Annotated in this window: 16 protein-coding genes; 10 read left to right on the top strand and 6 right to left on the bottom strand. The window is 59.5% G+C overall.

The annotated features are described in order from the left end of the window. Positions 1 to 4: 4 nt before the first annotated feature. Entirely contained in the window at positions 5 to 184 is a 180-nt protein-coding gene (locus tag FS804_RS20210; protein ID WP_144578668.1) for a CsbD family protein, read from the bottom strand. 139 nt (positions 185 to 323) lie between these two features. Next, on the bottom strand, positions 324 to 1,802 hold the full coding sequence (locus FS804_RS20215) for a helix-turn-helix transcriptional regulator (RefSeq protein WP_144578669.1): 1,479 nt from the start codon (positions 1,800 to 1,802) through the stop codon (positions 324 to 326). Between the two features lie 255 nt (positions 1,803 to 2,057). Here FS804_RS20215 and FS804_RS20220 point away from each other — a divergent pair, with 255 nt between their 5' ends. The 6 genes from FS804_RS20220 to FS804_RS20245 all read left to right on the top strand — a co-directional run bounded on the left by FS804_RS20220 (position 2,058) and on the right by FS804_RS20245 (position 9,924). Continuing rightward, on the top strand, positions 2,058 to 2,819 hold the full coding sequence (locus FS804_RS20220) for a FadR/GntR family transcriptional regulator (protein ID WP_246665912.1): 762 nt from the start codon (positions 2,058 to 2,060) through the stop codon (positions 2,817 to 2,819). 77 nt (positions 2,820 to 2,896) lie between these two features. Then, positions 2,897 to 4,405, top strand: coding sequence for an ABC transporter substrate-binding protein (locus FS804_RS20225; protein WP_144578671.1), 1,509 nt, complete (start codon positions 2,897 to 2,899; stop codon positions 4,403 to 4,405). 67 nt (positions 4,406 to 4,472) lie between these two features. Continuing rightward, a complete protein-coding gene (locus FS804_RS20230; RefSeq protein WP_144578672.1) occupies positions 4,473 to 5,420 on the top strand; it encodes an ABC transporter permease in 948 nt (315 codons plus the stop codon). Positions 5,421 to 5,432: 12 nt separating this feature from the next. Then, on the top strand, positions 5,433 to 6,305 hold the full coding sequence (locus tag FS804_RS20235) for an ABC transporter permease (protein ID WP_186376930.1): 873 nt from the start codon (positions 5,433 to 5,435) through the stop codon (positions 6,303 to 6,305). 21 nt (positions 6,306 to 6,326) lie between these two features. Beyond that, positions 6,327 to 8,111, top strand: a complete 1,785-nt coding sequence (locus FS804_RS20240; protein ID WP_144578673.1) for a gamma-glutamyltransferase family protein — start codon at positions 6,327 to 6,329, stop codon at positions 8,109 to 8,111. A 4-nt stretch (positions 8,112 to 8,115) separates the two neighbouring features. Next, the gene (locus FS804_RS20245) at positions 8,116 to 9,924 is read left to right on the top strand and encodes an ABC transporter ATP-binding protein (RefSeq protein ID WP_144578674.1); all 1,809 of its coding nucleotides are present in this window, start codon (positions 8,116 to 8,118) and stop codon (positions 9,922 to 9,924) included. 70 nt (positions 9,925 to 9,994) lie between these two features. Here the strand turns inward: FS804_RS20245 and FS804_RS20250 are convergent, their stop codons facing one another. Next, entirely contained in the window at positions 9,995 to 10,198 is a 204-nt protein-coding gene (locus FS804_RS20250) for a CsbD family protein (protein ID WP_010974103.1), read from the bottom strand. Positions 10,199 to 10,374: 176 nt separating this feature from the next. Here FS804_RS20250 and FS804_RS20255 point away from each other — a divergent pair, with 176 nt between their 5' ends. The 4 genes from FS804_RS20255 to FS804_RS20270 all read left to right on the top strand — a co-directional run bounded on the left by FS804_RS20255 (position 10,375) and on the right by FS804_RS20270 (position 15,944). Further along, positions 10,375 to 10,689 (top strand): GCG_CRPN prefix-to-repeats domain-containing protein, encoded by a 315-nt coding sequence (locus tag FS804_RS20255; RefSeq protein WP_144578675.1) that lies wholly within the window; start codon positions 10,375 to 10,377, stop codon positions 10,687 to 10,689. 247 nt (positions 10,690 to 10,936) lie between these two features. Continuing rightward, on the top strand, positions 10,937 to 11,926 hold the full coding sequence (locus FS804_RS20260; protein ID WP_144578676.1) for a tripartite tricarboxylate transporter substrate binding protein: 990 nt from the start codon (positions 10,937 to 10,939) through the stop codon (positions 11,924 to 11,926). Positions 11,927 to 12,387: 461 nt separating this feature from the next. Next, positions 12,388 to 14,178 carry an ABC transporter ATP-binding protein gene (locus FS804_RS20265; protein ID WP_144578677.1) on the top strand — a complete coding sequence of 597 codons (1,791 nt, stop codon included), beginning with the start codon at positions 12,388 to 12,390 and terminating at the stop codon, positions 14,176 to 14,178. 179 nt (positions 14,179 to 14,357) lie between these two features. Beyond that, complete coding sequence (locus tag FS804_RS20270) at positions 14,358 to 15,944, top strand: ABC-F family ATP-binding cassette domain-containing protein (RefSeq protein ID WP_144578678.1); 1,587 nt, start codon at positions 14,358 to 14,360, stop codon at positions 15,942 to 15,944. Positions 15,945 to 15,962: 18 nt separating this feature from the next. On the opposite strand, the gene FS804_RS20275 is transcribed toward FS804_RS20270, so the two are convergent. From FS804_RS20275 to FS804_RS20285, 3 genes are read right to left on the bottom strand one after another with little or no spacing between them, the layout of a single operon-like run. Next, entirely contained in the window at positions 15,963 to 16,913 is a 951-nt protein-coding gene (locus tag FS804_RS20275; RefSeq protein ID WP_144578679.1) for a spore coat U domain-containing protein, read from the bottom strand. Next, positions 16,910 to 19,348: a fimbria/pilus outer membrane usher protein gene (locus FS804_RS20280; RefSeq protein ID WP_144578680.1), complete on the bottom strand. Its 2,439-nt coding sequence runs from the start codon at positions 19,346 to 19,348 to the stop codon at positions 16,910 to 16,912. Before FS804_RS20280 ends, FS804_RS20275 begins: the two co-directional genes overlap by 4 nt. Beyond that, positions 19,320 to 20,039: a molecular chaperone gene (locus FS804_RS20285; RefSeq protein ID WP_144578681.1), complete on the bottom strand. Its 720-nt coding sequence runs from the start codon at positions 20,037 to 20,039 to the stop codon at positions 19,320 to 19,322. Before FS804_RS20285 ends, FS804_RS20280 begins: the two co-directional genes overlap by 29 nt. Between the last annotated feature and the right edge of the window lie 2 nt (positions 20,040 to 20,041).

Below are 20,041 nucleotides of genomic sequence, written 5' to 3' on the forward strand. Positions count from 1 at the left end.
AAGTTCACTTGAATGCTTTCTTGACGCTGTCCTTCGTCTGGCCAATCTTTTCCTGGGCCTGGCCTGCCAGCTTGTCGGCCTTCCCTTCCGCCTCAAGTCGGTCGTTGCCGGTGATCTTGCCGGCGGCTTCCTTGATCGTGCCCTTTGCCTGACGGGCGATGCCTTCGATACGGTTATTGTCCATGACGAATTCCTTCCATCTTTAGAGGGTGCCGCTGTTGGTAACGGCATGATGGAAAGATAGGCTGTGGGAAATGCCCCTTGGAGAGCATTAGCTACTAGTTGAACTGGTACAAATTGACCTTTTTTGAAGGTCGAGAATGCTATTTTTCCTTACGGCCGCTAAAACCACGTTCGCGCGCCCAGATGGCGGCGGCGGTGCGGCGATTCACGCCGATCTTGCCGTAAAGCGATGCAATATGATTCCGAATGGTGTGTTTCGAAAGATGTAGCCGGTCGCTCATTTCCTTGTCGCTGCAGCCGTCGCATATCAGCGCCAAGATCTGTTCTTCGCGTTCGGTGAGATCCTTCAGAGAAACGGACGATGACGCGCCACGCGAGCTCTGTCTCAGCCCCGCCAGCCTCTCCACGACCGTCCGGCTGAACCAGGACGTGTCAGCCATCACACTTTCGATCGCCTCGATAAGTTCGTTCTCAGACCGGCGTCGTTCGGTGACGTCCTGTATGGCCCAGATGACGCAGAGCTGGTCATTGATCTCTGCACGTTCAGCAGAAACGATACATTCGGCCGTGCCGCCATCGGCAAGATTCATGCGCATGGCTTCATCTCGGATCGGAATATTATCCTTGAGGCGCTTTTCGACATCGCGGCGGGCTGTCACATCGTCCCACAGTTTCAGTTCGCTGGCAGTTTTGCCGACGACTTCGGCTTCCTTTCGTCCGCAAAGCGTCAAAAACGCGTCGTTGACCTCGGTAAGGACGAAATCGTCAAGCCGCGAAATTGCTGCGGGGGCTGGTGACAGGCGGAAGGATTTGAAGAAACGCTCCTCGCTCTGGCGAAGGGCATTCTGGGCTTTTCGTCGGCCATCGAGATCGGCGAAGGTAAAAAGCATGCATGGCTCCTCCGCAACGGCGATGGTTTCTCCGGCGACGATGACCAGCCTGTCACCACCTGGAATAGGAATAAGCGCCTCGCGTTGCCGGATGATGCGGCCCTCATGCAGGCGCTTCAACGCGTCCTCGCCGGTCTCGCAGTTGGAAAAAAGCCCAAGCTCCTCGACGCTGATGCCGATGATGTCCTCGCGGGCAAATCCCGTCATTTCCAGGAAGCCCTGGTTTACGCGAATAAATCGTTCGTCATCCAGCCGGCATATGAGCCCAGGCGCGGGGTTGGCGTTAAAGGCGCTTTCGAACCGGGCCTCCGCTTCAAAACGGGGCGTTTCGTCACGGATGATGAGGACCAAGACATCCGGCTTGGCACCTGCATCTTCCAGGATAAGCCCGCGCACCGTATGCACCCAGCACTCGGTATCATCATCGCTTGGCGATATCTCGACCGTGACATCCTCAAAGGTCTCGCCGGAGAGCAGGCGTTCAAGCGGATATTGCCCATCATCGAGGAGGTGATTGTTGCGATACCGCAAGGTGAAGTTTCGCCGGTACTCCTTCGTGTCGATGCCAAGGTCGGACATGGCCTCTATCCGATGCATGTCGAGCGCCGCCCTGTTGGCCCACGCAATCGAGCCATCATTCTCGAGCAATATCAACCCGTCGCTCAAACCGGCGATCAGGTTTTGCAGGACGACCCGGTTGATTTTCGGAATGTCGATGTTGTCGTCCATGTTGCCCCGCCTTCTGATTTGCTGCGGGACTATAATGCATGCTTTCGACAAGCGTTGCAGTCCTATCGTCATGTAGCGTCGCAGAAGCAGGGAGAGGGCTAAAGACACCCTCGTGCTCCCAATCCGCCCGTTTTGCGACTTTCCTGCCCACCTTTTGAGCAGCAAAAATTACGGCTTAAAAATTGGCTTGACCTTCGGCGCGATCTGTCTTCATCTTGAACCATTATCTAATTGGTTCGCTTAAATGGTGCGCTTTTGACAATCGGTCCGAACGATAATTCCAACTATGCACTCGCCCGTCTCCGCGACTACATTCAGTCGAATGACTTTGCAAAGGATGGGCGACTACCGACGGAACGGGCTTTTGCCGAAAGTTTCGATGTCGGCCGCCGTGCCGTTCGCCGGGCTCTGGAAGTTCTGGAGGCTGAGGGTCTGATTTGGCGGCGTCAGGGTGCGGGGACTTTCGTCGGCGAAAAGCCGGACGATTGGTCCGCCCAGGTAACCGAACTCGTCGCGGGAACGGATTTCATGGAGATCATGGAGGTCCGTTTGCGCATTGAGCCGCAGCTTGCCCAACTCGCAGCGATGCGAGCCAAGCCCGCCGAAATTGAACGCATGCGTGCGCTGGTGGAGAAAACGGGGCAGAGCACGGATGCGGATGCAAAGGAGCTGTGGGACGGGTCGCTCCATCGCCAGATTGCCCAGAGCGCTGGCAACAAGCTGTTTCTGTCGATTTTCGATGTCATCAACCGCGTCCGTCAGGACGATGCCTGGCAGTCGATACGGGAGCTTGCCCGGCGCAGCGGCGCAAATGGCAGGGCGTCTTTCGAACAGCATATGGCCATTGTCGATGCCATCGCCGACCGTGATCCCGCCAGAGCCGGTGAAGCCATGCGTCAGCATCTTCTCATGCATCAGGAAAGGCTGATCCGCGCCACGTCTCTCGGCTTTCTCGAGGAAGGTGCCGGGGAGGGCAATGCGGCCAAACGCGATATTTCGCTGACCGAGGCCTCTTGAGACCACGGATGAAAACTGTCGTCCCTTACGGGCGGCCAATGACAAAAAGTCAAAATAACCTGACCAGAGGAACGAACATGAAGAAAATCCAGACATTGACCGCGGCGCTGTTGGCAAGCGTATTTCTGGCCTCGCCGGCGCTATCGTCCGAATTGCGCATCGGCCTCAATGACGATGCCGATGTGCTCGACCCCGCGCAATCGCGCACCTTTGTCGGCCGCATCGTTTACACCGCCATGTGCGACAAGCTGGTGGATATCTCGCAGGATATGAAGATCGTGCCGCAGCTGGCTACGGAATGGGCGTGGTCCGAAGGCGGCAAGGTGCTGACCATGAAAATCCGCGATGGCGTCAAGTTCCACGATGGCGAAACGCTCGACGCGGCCGCCGTCGTCGCCACCATCGAGCGCAACATGACGCTGCCGGAATCGCGCCGCAAGAGCGAGCTGTCGTCTGTCGAGAAGGTTGAGGCGACGGGACCGCTCGAGGTCAAATTCACGCTGAAGACGCCTGACGTGACCCTGCTGGCGCAGCTTTCCGACCGCGCCGGTATGATCGTCGCACCGAAAGCGGCCAAGGAACTGGGTGCCAATTTCGGTTCGAAGCCGGTCTGCGCCGGACCATTCAAATTCGTCGAGCGCATCCAGCAGGATCGCATCGTCCTCGAAAAATTTGCTGACTATTGGGACAAGGACAAAATCCTCGTCGACAGGGTCGTCTACCTGCCGATCCCAGATACCACGGTGAAGCTTGCGAACCTTCGTGCCGGCGATCTCGATATCGCCGAGCGCATTTCGGCTTCCGATGCGGAATCCGTCAAGAATGACTCCAAGCTGACCTATGCCGATGTGATTGGTCCCGGATACATGGCCATGTATGTCAACATCAACAATGGCGCGCGGGCGGATAATCCGCTCGGCAAGGACAAGCGCCTGCGTCAGGCTTTCTCCTACGCGATCGACCGCGAAGCCATCGGCCAGATCGTTTTTGAAGGCACCTCCAAGGCCGGTAATCAGGCTTATCCGCCCACAAGCCCATGGTTCAACCAGAACCTGCCGGTGCCGCCGCGTGATATTGACAGGGCCAAGCAGTTGATGAAGGAGGCGGGTTACGAGACGCTTGACGTCGAGCTTCAGCACGCCAACAACACCACGCAGACGCAGATGATGCAGGTCATCCAGTCCATGGTGGCGGAGGCCGGCTTCAACGTCACCCTCAAGGCCACGGAATTTGCGACGCTTCTGTCCGAACAGACCGCCGGCAATTATCAGCTCAGCCGCTCCGACTGGTCGGGACGCATCGATCCCGATGGCAATCTCCATCAGTTCGTCACCTGCAAGGGCGGCATCAACGATGTGAAATATTGCAATCCCGAAGTGGACAAGCTGCTGAACGAGGCCCGCGCTTCGACCGACGACGCGGTCCGCAAGGAAAAATACGATGCTGCAAGCGTCATCCTCAACGATGACATGCCGATCATCTATCTCGGCCACCAGCCCTATGCCTATGCCATCTCCAAAAAGGTCAAGGGCTGGGCGCCGTCGCCTGACGGCATGATCCGCCTTCTCGGCGTTTCCAAGGACTGACCACTTCGCAAAGGCCGCACGGCTTGCCGTGCGGCCGCCAGGACCGGACCAAAACGGGGGCAATGCCATGCCTGTTTATATCGGCAAGCGACTGCTGGTCGCGATCCCGACGCTTCTGATCATTTCCATCTTCGTTTTCTCGCTGCAGAAACTTCTGCCGGGCGATCCCATCCTGGCGATGGCTGGCGAGGAGCGCGATCCCGCGACAATCGAGTTTCTGCGCGAGAAATACCGTCTTAATGACCCGGTTCCACTCCAATACGTCAACTGGCTGCGCGGCGTGGTAACCGGCGATTTTGGCATTTCTCTACGCACGAACCAGCCGGTTCTGGAACTGATCGGCCAGAAGCTGCCGGTGACCATTCAGCTGGCTGTCATGGCGATGTTCTTTGCCATGGTGATCGGCATTCCCATCGGCATTCTGGCCGCCGTCAAGAAGAATACGTGGATTGACTACACGGCCAATATCGTGGCGCTTTCCGGCCTGTCCATTCCGAATTTCTGGCTCGGTATCATGCTCATTTTACTGGTGTCGGTGAAATTGGGCTGGCTGCCGGCATCGGGCTATGAATCGATCTTCGTAGACCCTGTCCGCTCCATCGAAACGATGATTATGCCGGCCTTCGTGCTGGGCAATGCACTGGCGGCGACGCTGATGCGCCATACACGTTCGGCGATGGTGGCGGTGCTCAGCTCCGATTACATCCGCACCGCCCGGGCCAAGGGGCTCTCGCCGCGCGAGATCATCCTGTCACATAGTTTCCGCAACGCGCTTCTGCCGGTCATCACGCTCTTGGCGCTGCTCTTTGGTGAGTTGCTGGCAGGCGCGGTTCTGACGGAGCAGATTTTCACCATTCCCGGTTTCGGCAAGATGACCGTGGATGCGGTCTTCACCCGTGATTATGCCGTCGTGCAGGGGATCGTGCTCTGCACCGCCGTCGGTTTCATCCTCATGAACCTCCTGGCCGACATTGCCTATGTCCTGCTCAACCCGCGCCTCAGGGCGACAATCTAAGGCCCTGATATCATGACCGTTCTGGATCGAAACCTTTCGATACCGGCGACGCGGCAGGAAAGCCGCGCCTGGAAAAAAATGAAGCGCAACAAGTCGGCGCTCGCTGGCTTGATCATCGTCGTGTTTTTCGCCGTGCTGGCGATTGCCGCGCCGATATTGCCGATTGCCGACCCGGTTGCGACCAGTTGGTCGGCCATCCGCAAGGCGCCGTCAGCCGCCCACTGGCTCGGCACGGATGATCTCGGCCGCGATATTCTCTCGCGCATGATCTATGGCGCCCGCGCTTCGCTGATGGCCGGCGTCGTCTCCGTCATGATCGCCGTGGTGATCGGCGTCCCCTTCGGGCTTATCTCCGGTTATTTCGGCGGCTGGGTGGATATGGTCATCTCCCGCATCACCGAAGCGCTGCTGGCCATGCCATTCCTCATCATGGCAATTGCTCTTGCGGCCTTTCTCGGCCCGAGCCTCACCAATGCGATGATCGCGATCGGCCTTTCCGCCATGCCGATCTTCGTGCGGTTGACGCGCGGGCAGGTGCTGGCCGTCAAGATGGAGGATTATGTCGAGGGTGCAAGGTCTATCGGCCTCAACCACATCGACATCATGACCCGTTACATCCTGCCGAATGTCTTTGCCCCCATCATCGTGCAGGCGACGCTGACGGTGGCGACCGCCATCATCGCGGAGGCGAGCCTTTCCTTCCTCGGACTTGGCCAGCAGGCGCCGGCGCCTTCCTGGGGTTCCATGCTGAACACCGCCAAGAACTTCTTGAGCCAGGCGCCGTGGATGACGATGTGGCCCGGCCTTGCCATCTTCCTCGTCGTTATCGGTTTCAATCTTCTGGGCGATGGTCTGCGCGATGCGCTCGATCCGCGGGAAGCATGATTTTTTACAAGGAATATCGGAATGACTGATTTCACCACACGCCCTGAAATCCTTGGCAACTTCGGCGTCGTCACCTCAACCCACTGGATCGCCTCGGCGGTCGGCATGGCGATCCTCGAGAAGGGTGGCAATGCCTTCGACGCCGCCGTCGCCACCGGTTTCGTCCTGCAGATCGTCGAGCCGCATCTCTGCGGCCCCGGCGGGGATATGCCGGCCGTATTTTATTCGAAGCAGAAGGACAAGGTCGAAGTCATCTGCGCACAGGGCCCGGCCCCGAGTGGCGCAACGATTGACCATTACACCTCGCAAGGCCTGAAACTCATCCCGGGCGATGGCCTGCTCGCCACAGTCATCCCCGGCGCCTTCGATGGATGGATGCTGATGTTGCGCGACTACGGTACGATGAGCGTGCGCGACGTGCTGGAACCCGCCATCTATTACGCCGAGCACGGGCATCCAACGCTGCCGCGAGTCTCTGCCACCATCAAGGGGCTGGCCCATTTCTTCGAAAAGGAATGGCCCACATCCTATGAAACGTGGCTGCCGGGCGGTGCCGCGCCGGAGCCTCAGACCAATTTTCGTAATCCGGTTCTGGCGGCGACCTACCGGCGGATCGTTACCGAAGCCGAAGCGCGCACCGGCCGCGAAAACCAGATCGAGGCGGCGCGCGATGCCTTCTACCGGGGTTTCGTAGCGGAAGCCATCGACAGTTACGTCAGCACCGCAGAGGTAATGGATGCGAGCGGCACAAGGCACAAGGGTGTGCTGACGGCGCAGGATATGGCCGGGTGGAGCGCCACCGTGGAAGCGCCGCAGACGCTGGATTATCACGACTGGACGATTGCCAAGACGCCCGCCTGGGGGCAGGGGCCGGTTCTCCTGCAATCGCTGGCGCTTCTGAAGGGCTTCGACATTGCGGCCATGGACCCGTCCGGTCCCGATTTCATCCATACCATCGTCGAAGCCATGAAGCTCGCCTTTGCTGACCGCGAGGTCTATTACGGCGATCCGGAGTTTGGCCAGATACCGACGGAATATCTTCTCTCCGAGGGCTACAATGCGGGGCGTCGGGCGCTGATCGGCAGTGAGGCGTCGCTGGAGCTGCGACCCGGCACCGTGCCTGGTTACGAAAAGCAGGTGGACGCGACAATGGCGATGCTGGCCGAGATGAGCGGCAAGGGCACCGTCTACGAGCCGACCATGTCGCATCTGACCGAAAAGCGCGGTGACACCGTGCATATCGATGTCATTGACCGCTGGGGCAACATGGTCTCCACCACGCCCTCGGGCGGCTGGCTGCAATCCTCGCCCATCGTGCCGGGCATTGGTTTCGCGCTCAACTCCCGCGCCCAGATGTTCTGGCTGAAGGAAGGCCTGCCGACCTCGCTCGCACCCGGCAAACGGCCGCGCACGACGCTGACACCCTCGCTTGCGTTGCATCAGGGCCGTCCCGCCATGGTCTTTGGCACGCCCGGTGGCGACCAGCAGGACCAGTGGCAATTGCCCTTCTTCCTGCGTTATGCCCACCACGGCAAGAACCTGCAGGCGTCCATAGACATGCCGCTGTTCCACACTTCCCATTTTCCGGGCTCGTTTTATCCGCGCACCAGTTCGCCGGGTGAAATCATGGTGGAAGGCACGGTGGGTGAGGCAACGCTCGCCGAGCTTCGTCGTCGCGGCCACCGCGTTACGGTTGCCGATGCCTGGTCGGTCGGCCGGCTCACCGCCGCGCGCCGCGATGCAGACGGCCTGCTGCGCGCCGCCGCAACACCGCGGTTGATGCAGGCCTATGCGGTGGGGCGGTGAGACCATGGAGACAAAACCAGTCCTCTCCGTCCGCAACCTCACCACCTCCTTCCTTGTCGATGGCGCCTGGAAGAGTGTCGTTCGTGATGTCTCCTTCGATGTCGCGCCCGGCGAAACCGTCGCGATTGTGGGCGAATCCGGCTCCGGCAAGTCTGTCACCTCGCTCTCCCTGATGCGCCTGCTCGCCCCGGCCTCCAGCCGGATAGAAGGGAAGGTCCTGCTTAACGGCCGCGATCTGCTTTCGCTCTCCGAGAAGGAAATGCGCGGGGTGCGGGGCAACGACATCTCGATGATCTTTCAGGAGCCTATGACGTCGCTCAATCCGATCTTCACCATCGGCCGCCAGATTTCGGAAGTCCTCATTCGCCACAAGGGGCTTTCGAAACGTGAGGCGCGGGCCGAGACGGTACGGCTTCTGGAAAAGGTCAGAATTCCCAATTCGGCGGGCCGTTTCGACGAATATCCGCACCAGTTTTCAGGCGGCATGCGCCAGCGCGTGATGATCGCCATGGCGCTCGCCTCACGACCGAAACTGCTGATCGCCGACGAGCCGACGACGGCGCTCGACGTGACCATTCAGGGCCAGATCCTCGACCTGATCAAACTGCTGCAGGAAGATGAGGGCATGTCGGTGCTCTTCATCACGCATGACATGGGCGTCGTGGCCGAAATCGCCGATAGGACGATCGTGATGTATCGCGGTGATGAAGTCGAGACCGGGCCGACTGAGGAGATATTCAAACGCGGAAAGCATCCCTATACACGGGCGCTGCTTTCAGCGGTGCCGAAGCTCGGCTCGATGCGTGACCGGCAATGGCCGACGCGTTTTCCCGTGCTCGACATGAAGACCGGTCTTTCGACTGAACCTCAGGAGGTGGCCGAAACCGTTGCGAGCGGCCAGACGCCGGTCCTGTCGGTCAAGAACCTCGTGACGCGTTTCCCCATCCGGTCCGGCCTGCTGGCGCGCCAGACGGGTGCGGTTCACGCCGTTGAAAACGTCTCCTTCGATCTCTTTCAGGGTGAAACGCTGTCGCTTGTCGGTGAATCCGGCTGCGGCAAATCCACCACCGGCCGCTCGATCATGCGCCTCGTAGAGCCGTCGTCCGGCGATGTGTCACTCGACGGTTATGATGTGATGCGGCTTGATACCGTAGGTCTGCGCAACATGCGCAAATCCGTGCAGATGATCTTTCAGGATCCGTTCTCCTCGCTCAATCCGCGCATGACCGTCGGTACGGCGATTTCTGAGCCCTTCATCAAGCACAGGCTGGGCAGCAGCAAGCAGGCGAAGGAAAAGACCGCCGATCTCCTGGAAAAGGTCGGCCTTTCAGCGGACATGGCCACTCGTTACCCGCATGAATTTTCGGGCGGCCAGCGCCAGCGCATCGCCATTGCCCGTGCGCTCGCCCTTGATCCAAAGGTGATCGTCGCCGACGAAAGCGTTTCGGCGCTCGATGTCTCGATCAAGGCGCAGGTGTGCAATCTGCTGCTCGACCTGCAACAGAGCCTCAACCTCGCCTTTCTGTTCATTTCGCATGATATGGCAGTGGTGGAGCGCGTCAGTCATCGTGTCGCGGTGATGTATCTGGGCGAGATCGTCGAGATTGGCCCACGTGCGGCTGTTTTCGACAATCCGCAGCATCCTTACACGAAAAAACTAATGGCCGCCGTGCCAGTGCCTGATCCCGCGCGACGGGGAATGAGAAGAGGAATTTCCAACGAGGAGCTGAAGAGCCCAATTCGTAAGATAGGACACACGCCCCCCAAGCGTGAATATCGGCTGGTTTCGCCCGGGCACATGGTTCAGCTATAAGACGACAAGAGGCACTTGTGAGCTGACCCACGAGCCTCCAAACAAAACCCCGCCGAAGCGGGGTTAGGTGTTACCAGCCCTGACGGCCGTACCAGTCATCGATATCTTTCTTGGTACGGTCCTTTTCGTAGCCGTAGCGCTCCTGGATCTTGCCTTCAAGTTGTTCGCGCTTACCGTTGATGACATCAAGATCATCATCAGTGAGTTTGCCCCACTGCTCCTTGACCTTGCCCTTCATCTGCTTCCAGTTGCCTTCAACGCGGTTCCAATCCATCGGTGCTCTCCCTTTTGTTGGTTTGCAGCCAGTAAATGTCTGAGCCTGAAACAGGTTCCGTTCCGGCTGGCAGATATAAGTTGCCGCTAAAATGCCACGAAAACACCGCGATTCATTCAGCCACAGTTCACCCGGCGGAGCGCTAAATCGTGCCATCCCACAAGGAGGGAAATAAGATGCGCAAGATGATACTTACCGCCGGACTGATTTTCGGCGCCCTGTTTGGCACCGGCGCAAATGCCATGCCTGTTGGCCAGCCGTCCACACTTTCGGCATCCCACGTCCAGACGGTGGACTACGCCTGCGGACGCGGATTCCATCTCTCGCCGCGCGGTTATTGCCGCCCAAATGGTCCGCCGCGATATGAGCGTGGCTGGGACCGGCGTGACCGGTGGGAAGCGCGCCGGGAATGGCGGGAGCGCCAGGCCCGTCGTGAATGGCGTGAGAGAAGAGACTATCGCGACTACCGACGCGATTATTACAGATACTGATCATGCGAGGCCCTCCCCATTCAGGAGGGCCTTTTTCTTTCTGCAACCATGCACCTCGGCGAAATCGCGTCAATTGGAGCATCGCTGCTGGTTGGACAGGCTCGTGTTTCCTGAAAAGCGGGAAAACCCAGGAGCGCCTCCCCACGGGCGTCGTCCTTGCATCCGCGCTATGGACCGGCGGGTTGCCCTGAGGTGCGTTTGAGCTACTATGCGCCCATGGCGAGGAGGCCATGTTACAGGAGGGTTCATGATTTACCGGTCTTCAAAACGGCGCACAGTCCTAAAAATGGCCGCTGCTGCGGTTTCCTTTGGCATGCTGGGTGCTGCAGCGAGCGCGCAAGGCTTTCCCGATCGCACGATTACGCTGGTTGTTCCGTTTGCAGCGGGCGGCTCTACCGATGTTGTCGCGCGTGTTATCGCGCAGAAGATGGGTGATGAACTCGGCCAGCAGATCGTCGTCGAAAATGTCGCCGGTGCTGGCGGTAATCTCGGTGCCGACCGTGTTGCTCGCGCCGAACCTGACGGCTATACGATCCTGATGGGAACGGTGGCCACCCATGCGCTTAACCCGCTGATTCTCAAGACCAAACCATACGACCCGGAAAAAGATTTCACCCCGGTTTCGCTGCTTGTGGTCGTCCCCAATGTGCTGGTCGTCAATCCGAAGCTTAACGTCAATAGCGTCGCCGAATTGATTGCCCTCTTGAAGGCCGAACCCGACAAGCACGCCTACGCTTCATCTGGGAATGGCACGCCGTTGCATCTTTCCGGTGAGTTGTTCAAGAGCATGGCTGGTGTAAGCATGCAGCATGTTCCCTACAAGGGCGCAGGCCCGGCGCTCAACGATCTGCTCGGCAACCAGATTTCAATCATGTTCGATAATCTGCCGTCGTCATCGGGTCATATCAAATCCGGCACGTTGCGGGCGCTCGGCGTCACGACCAAGGAGCGCGCCTCGTCGTTTCCGGATCTGCCGACGATCGCCGAGACGGTGCCCGGCTATGAAACCTACACCTGGAATGCTCTGTTTGCGCCTGCCGGCACGCCGGCCGAGGTGGTCGACAAGTTGAATGCTGCGGCCAAGAAGGCGCTTGCCGATCCGGCGGTCGCCGCCCGCATGGCGGAATTCAGCGCCAAGATCGTCGCCTCTTCGCCGGATGAGCTGAAAACCCACGTTGCGGCGGAAATCGCCAAGTGGGGACCGGTCGTCAAGGACGCTAATGTGCAAATGGACTGACCGGTAACGACGGATATCATCGCGATTTTCCGCCGCGCGTCCTGAAGGTTGCCGGCGGAAATGATGGCTTGACAGAAGCGTGGCCGATGCTCCCATCGCATCGGCCACAGTTCATATCGTCGCACCCAGCCGGTGTGGCGTTTCCGCATCACTCACCAGCCGGTTGCAAAAACCCGTTTGGCAAGCTTTGAGCGCTGCGTTAAAAATCTCGCTATCGCGTCAGATCGAACAAAGGGAGGCGTTGCATGACACCAGCATTCTTCGAAACCCTCCCGCAGGGAATGACCCGACACTAGGTCATATCCATTCGCGGCCCGCCCATCGCGCGCCCGACATGCGGTTTTACTTTCCCCCATAGCCCGATTGATCTGACGGGGTCACTTCGTCTCCCGCCCGGGCTGTGCCATCCAACTTCCGTTTTGAGGACCGGTCGCCGATTGCAGGGCGCTGGGCTGGTAAAAATGACTCGCAAGAAGCTCGATTTCCGCGCCGATGCTTATCGCAATGTGCTCGGCTTTGTTTTCAACCATTGGCGTCATCGGCCGTCGCTGGTGGGTTTCATCATCGTTCTGGTGATTGCCAGCACGCTCGCCGAAGTGATGGTGCCGGTCTTTTCCGGCCAGATTGTCGATGCCATTGCCGGTGGCAACGGGGCAGACAACGCGTTGCGCGCCTTCGTCATCGTGGTGGCGCTGGGGCTGGTGAGCGTTGTGCTGCGCTGGTTCATTTTCAACGGCATCATCCGGCTGACGCTGAAAATCATGGCGGATGTCGCCAATAATGGCTTCCACAAGGTGCAGCGTTTCTCCACCGACTGGCATGCCAACAGCTTTGCCGGTTCAACAGTGCGCAAGATCACCCGCGGCATGTGGGCGCTGGATTCGCTTAATGATCTGCTGCTCGTCGCGCTTTTGCCGTCCATCGTCATGCTGGTGGGCGCCACCATCGTCCTCGGCAGCTACTGGCCGGTCATGGGTCTGATCGTCGGTCTCGGATCGCTGATCTACATCGGCGTCACCGTTATGCTTTCCATGGGCTACGTATCGCCGGCGGCACGGCTGGCCAATGCCTGGGACACCAAACTCGGCGGTGCTCTGGCGGACGCGATCAGCTGCAACTCGGTGGTCAAGGCCTTTGGCGCGGAGATCCGTGAGGAGGTCCGGCTCAACCATGTATTGGCGAAATGGGATAACCGCACGCGCAGGACATGGAAGCGTGGGACGCTGAACGGCACGATCCAGGGGTTCATGATGGTATCAATGCAGGCCGGCATCCTCGGCACGGGTCTCCTGATGTGGCGACAGGGGCTGGCCTCACCTGGCGACATCACCTTTGTGCTTGCGATGTTCTTCGTACTGCAAGGTTATCTTCGAGATGTCGGTCAGCATATCCGTAACCTGCAACGTGCCGTCAACGACATGGAAGAACTGGTGCTGGTGGACAAGATGCCGCTTGGAATCGAGGACAAGCCGGGTGCCGGCCCGATCAGGATCGGCAAGGGCGAAATCGTCTTCGACCACGTCACGTTCCAGTATGGAGCTCATCCGACACCGCTTTATGATGACTTCTCCGTCACCATCAAGCCGGGAGAAAGGGTGGGTCTGGTTGGTCACTCCGGTTCGGGCAAGACGACTTTCGTTAAGCTCATCCAGCGGCTTTACGACGTGAAGTCGGGCGAAATCCGCATCGACGGCCAGAACATAGCCGACGTGACGCAGTCGAGCCTGCGCGGCCAGATCGCCATCGTTCAGCAGGAACCTATCCTGTTCCACAGGACGCTTGCAGAAAACATCGCCTATGGCCGGCCGGGCGCGACGCGGCGTGAGATCGAGCAGGCGGCGAAACAGGCGAGCGCCCACGGCTTCATCATGTCCTTGCCCAAGGGCTATGAGACCATGGTGGGTGAACGCGGTGTCAAGCTGTCCGGCGGTGAGCGTCAGCGCGTGGCCATCGCCCGTGCATTCCTGGCGGATACGCCGGTGCTGATACTCGACGAGGCCACGTCCAGCCTCGACAGCGAAAGCGAAGTGCAGATCCAGCAGGCGATGGAACGCCTGATGGTCGGTCGCACCACGCTCGTCATCGCCCATCGGCTTTCCACGGTCAGGGCGCTGGATCGGCTTTTGGTGTTCGACAAGGGCAGCATCGTTGAGGAGGGCGATCATCAGGCTCTCATCCGTCTCAGCGACGGTATCTATCGGCGGCTGTTCGAACGGCAGGCACTGGAACTCACCAAGGGTCTTGTGGCCTGAAAACAAAAGGATACGCCAGAGCGCCCGGCGTATCCTTACCCCGCCCAGCTATCAGCGCCACGAAGGTGCCGCTTTTTTTGCTTAGGACACATTGTCCGCAACACAAACAGGATGGTGCACCATGGATTTCCACCCGATCACAAAGCCGCAACGCCTTGTCATCCGGAGAACCCATATCCATGCCGCATTCCATCACGCTTTCGGACCTGTCGTGGTCGACACCTGACGGTCATCCGCTCTTTTCTAACATCAATCTTCGCTTCGGACCCGAACGCACCGGCCTCGTCGGGCGCAACGGCGTCGGCAAGACGACGCTTCTCAAATTGATCGCCGGAGAGCTGACGCCGTTCGCAGGCACAGTTTCCGTATCGGGCAGCGTCAATCTTCTGCGCCAGAGCGTGCAGGTCGTCTCCGACGAGACCGTCGCCGACCTGTTTGGAGCGCGCGACACGCTGGACGTGCTTGCCCGTGCGCAGGCGGGAACGGCCACTCTGGAAGAGCTTGAAGACATCGACTGGATGCTGGAGGAGAAAATTGCCGGGGCGCTCGCGCAGGTCGGGTTGGACGCCTTGCCCACCACGCCGCTTTCGGCTTTATCGGGCGGCCAGCGCACGCGCGTCGCACTTGCTGCTCAAATCCATGCCGCGCCGGATTTCCTGATCCTCGATGAACCGACCAACAATCTCGACCGGGACGGGCGCATTTTCCTTGCCGATTTTCTGGCGGGCTGGCGCGGCGGAGCGATCGTCGTCAGCCATGATCGGGAGCTTCTCGAAACCCTCGACGCGATTGTGGAAATGACCACGCTCGGTGCTACCCGCTACGGTGGAAACTGGAGCCGCTACCGCGCACAAAAAGCGCTGGAGCTGGCCGCCGCCGAACAGGACTTCGCGAATGCGGAAAAGCGTCTGTCCGAGGTAACGCGCCGGTCGCAGGAAGCGCTGGAGCGCAAGGCGCGGCGTGACAGCAGGGGTGCTGCAAAGGCGGCGCGCGGAGATATGCCCGGTATTGTTGCCGGCGCGATGAAAAGGCGGGCCGAAAAAACAAGCGGCGATAACGCCAACCTCGCCCGCCGTCTGGCAGCCTCGGCAACGGACGATCTGATAGCGGCGCGGGAGCGGATCGAACTCCTGCAGTCTGTCAGCGTCACTTTGCCGTCGAGTGGGCTACATGCGACAAAAATGGTGCTCCGATTGCAGAACCTGACCGCAGGCTATGAGGCCCAACAACCCCTGCTTCGCGATCTCTCCTTTGAGATCATCGGGCCGCAGCGCGTTGCCGTGACTGGCCCCAATGGATCGGGGAAAACAACGCTGCTTTCAGTCATCACGGGTAAGTTGCCGCCGTTCGCTGGAGCCGTGGATGTCGGCGTCAAAGCCGTATTTCTCGATCAGCAGGTCAGTCTGCTGGATGCAACCCTGTCCATCCGCGACAATTTCATGCGGCTCAATCCGCAGGCAGGTGACAACGCCTGCCGGGCGGCACTTGCGCGCTTCATGTTCCGCGCGGATGCTGCTTTGCAGATCGCTGGAACACTCTCGGGCGGGCAGATGCTGCGGGCCGGGCTCGCCTGTGTTCTGGGCGGCATTGAGCCTCCGCAGCTGTTGATCCTGGACGAGCCGACGAACCACCTTGATATCGATTCCATTGCCGCCGTGGAGGCCGGTTTGCGCGCCTATGACGGCGCGTTGCTGGTCGTCAGCCACGACGAGGCATTTCTTGCGGAGATCGGTATCGAGCGTCGGCTCGTAATGGGCTTGGGCTGATTATATCGAAGCCGGCGCTCAGTAGTTTACGGTGACCACGACCGTGTCGGCATAGTTGCCAGGGGCCGGCGTGTTCTGCGCCGGCACGCGCCCGTAGACCGTCAGGCTCTGCAGGCTACCCGTTCCCGTTCCGGTGGCTATCTGGCCCGCGGCGCTGCCCCAGACATTGGTGCGGCCCGCATCACGGTAAAGACCGTAGGTAACGGATTCCGCGCCCTGAACCATCTTGCGTGCGGCAGGCGGACTGTTACTGAGGCCTCCATTCAAAGCCACGCTGTAGCTTAGATTGCTGGTGCAGGTCAGATTGATCGCCCCGGTCGCATCCACTGCTGTGTTGAGCACGCCGTGACTTCCGAAATTGATGTTGTTTGCTGAGACGATGCATGTCGGCGCGACGGCGGCAGTTACGTTGAACGGAACCTGGGTGGCATTCTGGGTGACAGACGAGCAGCTTGGTGCGAGAAGCGTGTAGCTTTCGTAGGTGAAACTCGTTTCCGCGCCGGCAAAACTGGAGAGATATGCGCCTCGCACCGCTGCGGACTGACCGGCATTGATCCGGCCATAAAGGGTGCGGGTCGTGGTGTTGACAAGAAGCGGCAAGGCCAGGTCGATTGGTGGAGGAGATCCGAGTGCCGGTTGTGTAACCGATCCCCAGGTCGTCGTGCGTGCAGAATTCTGGTATAGCTGGTAATTGAGGATATTGCTTCCCTGCAGCATCCGGCGGACACCGCCCGATTGCCCGCCGCTTCCCGCATTGATGTTCGGACAGATGCGAACGGAAAGCGCCAGAGAAAGCGGATTATTGCAGGTCACCGAGAGGGTAGCCGTCGTGTCAACGGCAGCGCCCCCTGCGAGATTGACGAAGCCGAAATTCATGTCCGACATGCTGAAAGCACAGGTTTGCGCCAGAACGGGCGCCGCCGAAAGAAGGGCTGTAATTGCAATGGTAACGCGGATAAGACGCCTCATTGAATGCTCCTGCACGTGGTTTCGAACGTTGCGCGCGTCCGGCTGTCGTCGGAGACCGTGATCTGCGCTTCGCATTCACCCTTTGTCGGCTGGGTGATGTGAAGCCTGTGCGTCGCGCCGATGTCGTCGAGATAAGCCTGTCCGTCATAACCAACGACGAAATCGCGCTTGCCGTCTATTGTCCCGGTCGACCCGGTTTCGATGAAGTCGCCGTTCTCGTTTTTCAGTGTCACCAGCGCCACGTGTCCTTCGGTTTCCACCTTGAAATTGACAACGGCGCCAGCACGTTCAGTAGGCCTGACCATCTGCTTGGTGTGGTCGATGCGAGCATCAACGGGCAAGTTGCTGGGATCGAGCGTGATATTGTTGAGGTCATAGGACCGCAGATTGGGCAGCAATATCTTGCCGCGCCGGTTCGTCTGGCCGATCGGGCGGTTTTCAAGCATGATATCGACACCGGGTGCACCCGCATCGACAACCGCGAAGGCATCATCGATGCGGTTGCCGAAGAAGACGTCGCCCCCGGCGAGTGCGATCGACCCTTCGACCTGCGCATAGGCCTCTGTCGTGTTGTTGAACTTGTCAACGCCGGCAGAGACGCGGGCAGCGCTGCCGCGATAGCTGCCCGAGGCCGAGGCGATGTCGTTGGCACCAAACCCGCCGCGCAGCCGCCAGCCATAACTCCCCTCCGCCTGTTCCTCCGATTTCACGGCCTCGGCCGTCAGCGAATACCCATCGGCATTGGAGGACATGCCGGTTGAGGCCGACACGCCACCGCCGAATGACCAGGAGAGGCCGGCGAAAATGCCGTAGGAATTACTGTCCTCCAGATCCTTGTAGGCCGTGACGAAAATATTGCCGCTTTCGCCAAAGGGCCGCGTTGCGGAGAGACCGAGGAGGCGGGATCGGCGCTCGTCGAATGTTTCGAGCTGGGTGTAGGAAAAGTTCAGGCTGGTCTCGTCGAAGCCGAGCTGTGTTGACACGGAAATCTGGTCGAGCGACCGCGGCGGCCGGACGCTCAGAAGCCCGGAAGCAAATTGATTTTTTGAGTTGTTGGAAGAGACGGATGCCATGTCATTGTAATCGCCGAAAGCCCGTTGCGATCGCGCGTTGATCCGCACGCCAAGCAGTTCGGCTTCGACACTTGCCGAAAGCTGATAGCCGCTTTCGTCGCCGAAATGGCTGGATGCGCCGGAAAAGGCCGCCATTCCGTGGGATCCGAGTGTGAAGATCCCGCCCAGGCCGACATTATAAAAATCCTCGGCACCTTCTGCATGGCCTTCCACCGTCAGCCCATCCGATACGCCGTAGCGCACCGTCGCCGACCCCAGCAGGCGGTCGTCATAATCGAAGGAGGAAGTTCCGTAGTTGCGCCGGGCAAAACCGACTTCGGCAGAGAAATCGATGAGACCCTTGGTCAGCAAATCCGGCGACGTGTAGAACGGGGTTTCCGAAACGGTTTCCCGTCCCAGCGCATCTCTCACCACCAGCCTTGCATTGCCCGCGCCGCTGATGACCGGGAGGTTGGTGATGGAAAAGGGGCCTTCCGGCACATCCTGCGACAGGCGTCGGATATTGTTGACGTAGACATCGACAGTGGATGGCACGGCCGCCGAGCCCGCAAATTCCGGCATGGGCATCGTGACCATGTCGGGCCTCAGCTCGAAGTTCCGGCGAATCTGAAACCCGCCCAAACGCGTTGGGCGTGTCCAGCTCAGCCCGCCGGTAATCAGGTCGCCGGCGCGGTAGCTGGTGAGTGTTTCCTCGTCCGAATAGCTCCAGGTGGTATCTAGGCGCTGCGTGTCGAATTCAGACTGGTGCGATGTGCTGAGGACGTGCGACGAGGACAGCACGCCGAGTGGGCCGAAGGCGCGGCTTTCCAAAAGCGCTGAAATGCCGTTAAAGTCCGCGAGATCGGACCATTTATTGCCGCCGGAGGCGCCGTAAATCGTGTAGTTCACCAGACCTCCAAAATCGCTTCTGGCTTTCTCCTGCGTTTCGTCATCCTCCTCCGCCACCGCTTTTCCGGATGCGTCGATGACCTTGCTTGCCCGCGCTGTCATCGGCAGGCTAAAATGCATGGACTGTGTACTGCTATCATAACGCGCCACGACCTCGGGCAGCATGGAGATATCAATCCATCCATCGTCGCCGATGGCGCTTTCGACCGGGGAGATCCCAATATTGGTCAGCTGTTCCGGCTCGATGAGAAACGATCCGGCGGCGTTTTGACGAAATGTGGCGATCATGTCTGTCGATACATCGTTGATGTAGACTTCGAGTTGCAGCTGTCCGGCCTCGTTTGCGGCAACAGAGGTCGGCTGTGCCGCAGGAGGTACGTCCTGCGCCACGGAGAGACTGCTCGATGAAATGACCGTCAGGGCGGCAATCGTCAAAACGGCAAGGTCAGCCGCCCGAAACGCGCGCCGTCGCATTGACGGGGCCGCCTTCGCTGTCTGCCGAAATCTTTAATGTGCCGCCGCCTTTCTTGCCGCCCATCGCCGGAACCACAAAGCTTGCAGCGGAGCCACCAAGCACATATCCGACCAGGCCCTGCTGACGGGCAACTGCCTGACCGTTGCCGGTGGCGAGCATCAGGTTGGCGAGCCTTATGCGCCTGTCACCGGTATTGGATACCGAGACCCGGTAGCCAATGCCCTGGGGCGTGATCTTCCAGGCCGGTTCGGCTCCGTTTGTGGCGGCGGGGGCGAAGAACACGGGTATTGAATGACGCACGACAAGATTGACTGTGCCGGATTGCGGTTTTCCCGCCGGGGGCAGTTCGTCAACGATGACGCGGTAGCTTTCTTCGCCGCGCACGGGGCCCTTTGAAAGCCGAACGATGCGGATGAGATTTTCCGCGCCACCTTTCAATTGGGTCATCGGAGGGCTCGCAACCACATCCTGGGTTGCAGTGTAGACATCCTGACCGTTCTGCTGCGTCCAGCGGAAAATCCTGACCTGGACGTTGATAGGCTTTTTTGCATCGTTCCAGATGCGAAGGCTCGACGCTGCCGTTGGGGCCTTGAGATCAAGAAGCACCGGCGCAACCCGCAGGGATGCAGCCTGTGTAGGAGAAACACTCAACCCGGCAAAAAACGCAGCCGCTAAGGTAAAAACACGCATGC

Origin of the sequence: Agrobacterium sp. DE0009 (assembly GCF_007680755.1) — a bacterium.
Taxonomy (GTDB): domain Bacteria; phylum Pseudomonadota; class Alphaproteobacteria; order Rhizobiales; family Rhizobiaceae; genus Agrobacterium; species Agrobacterium tumefaciens_B.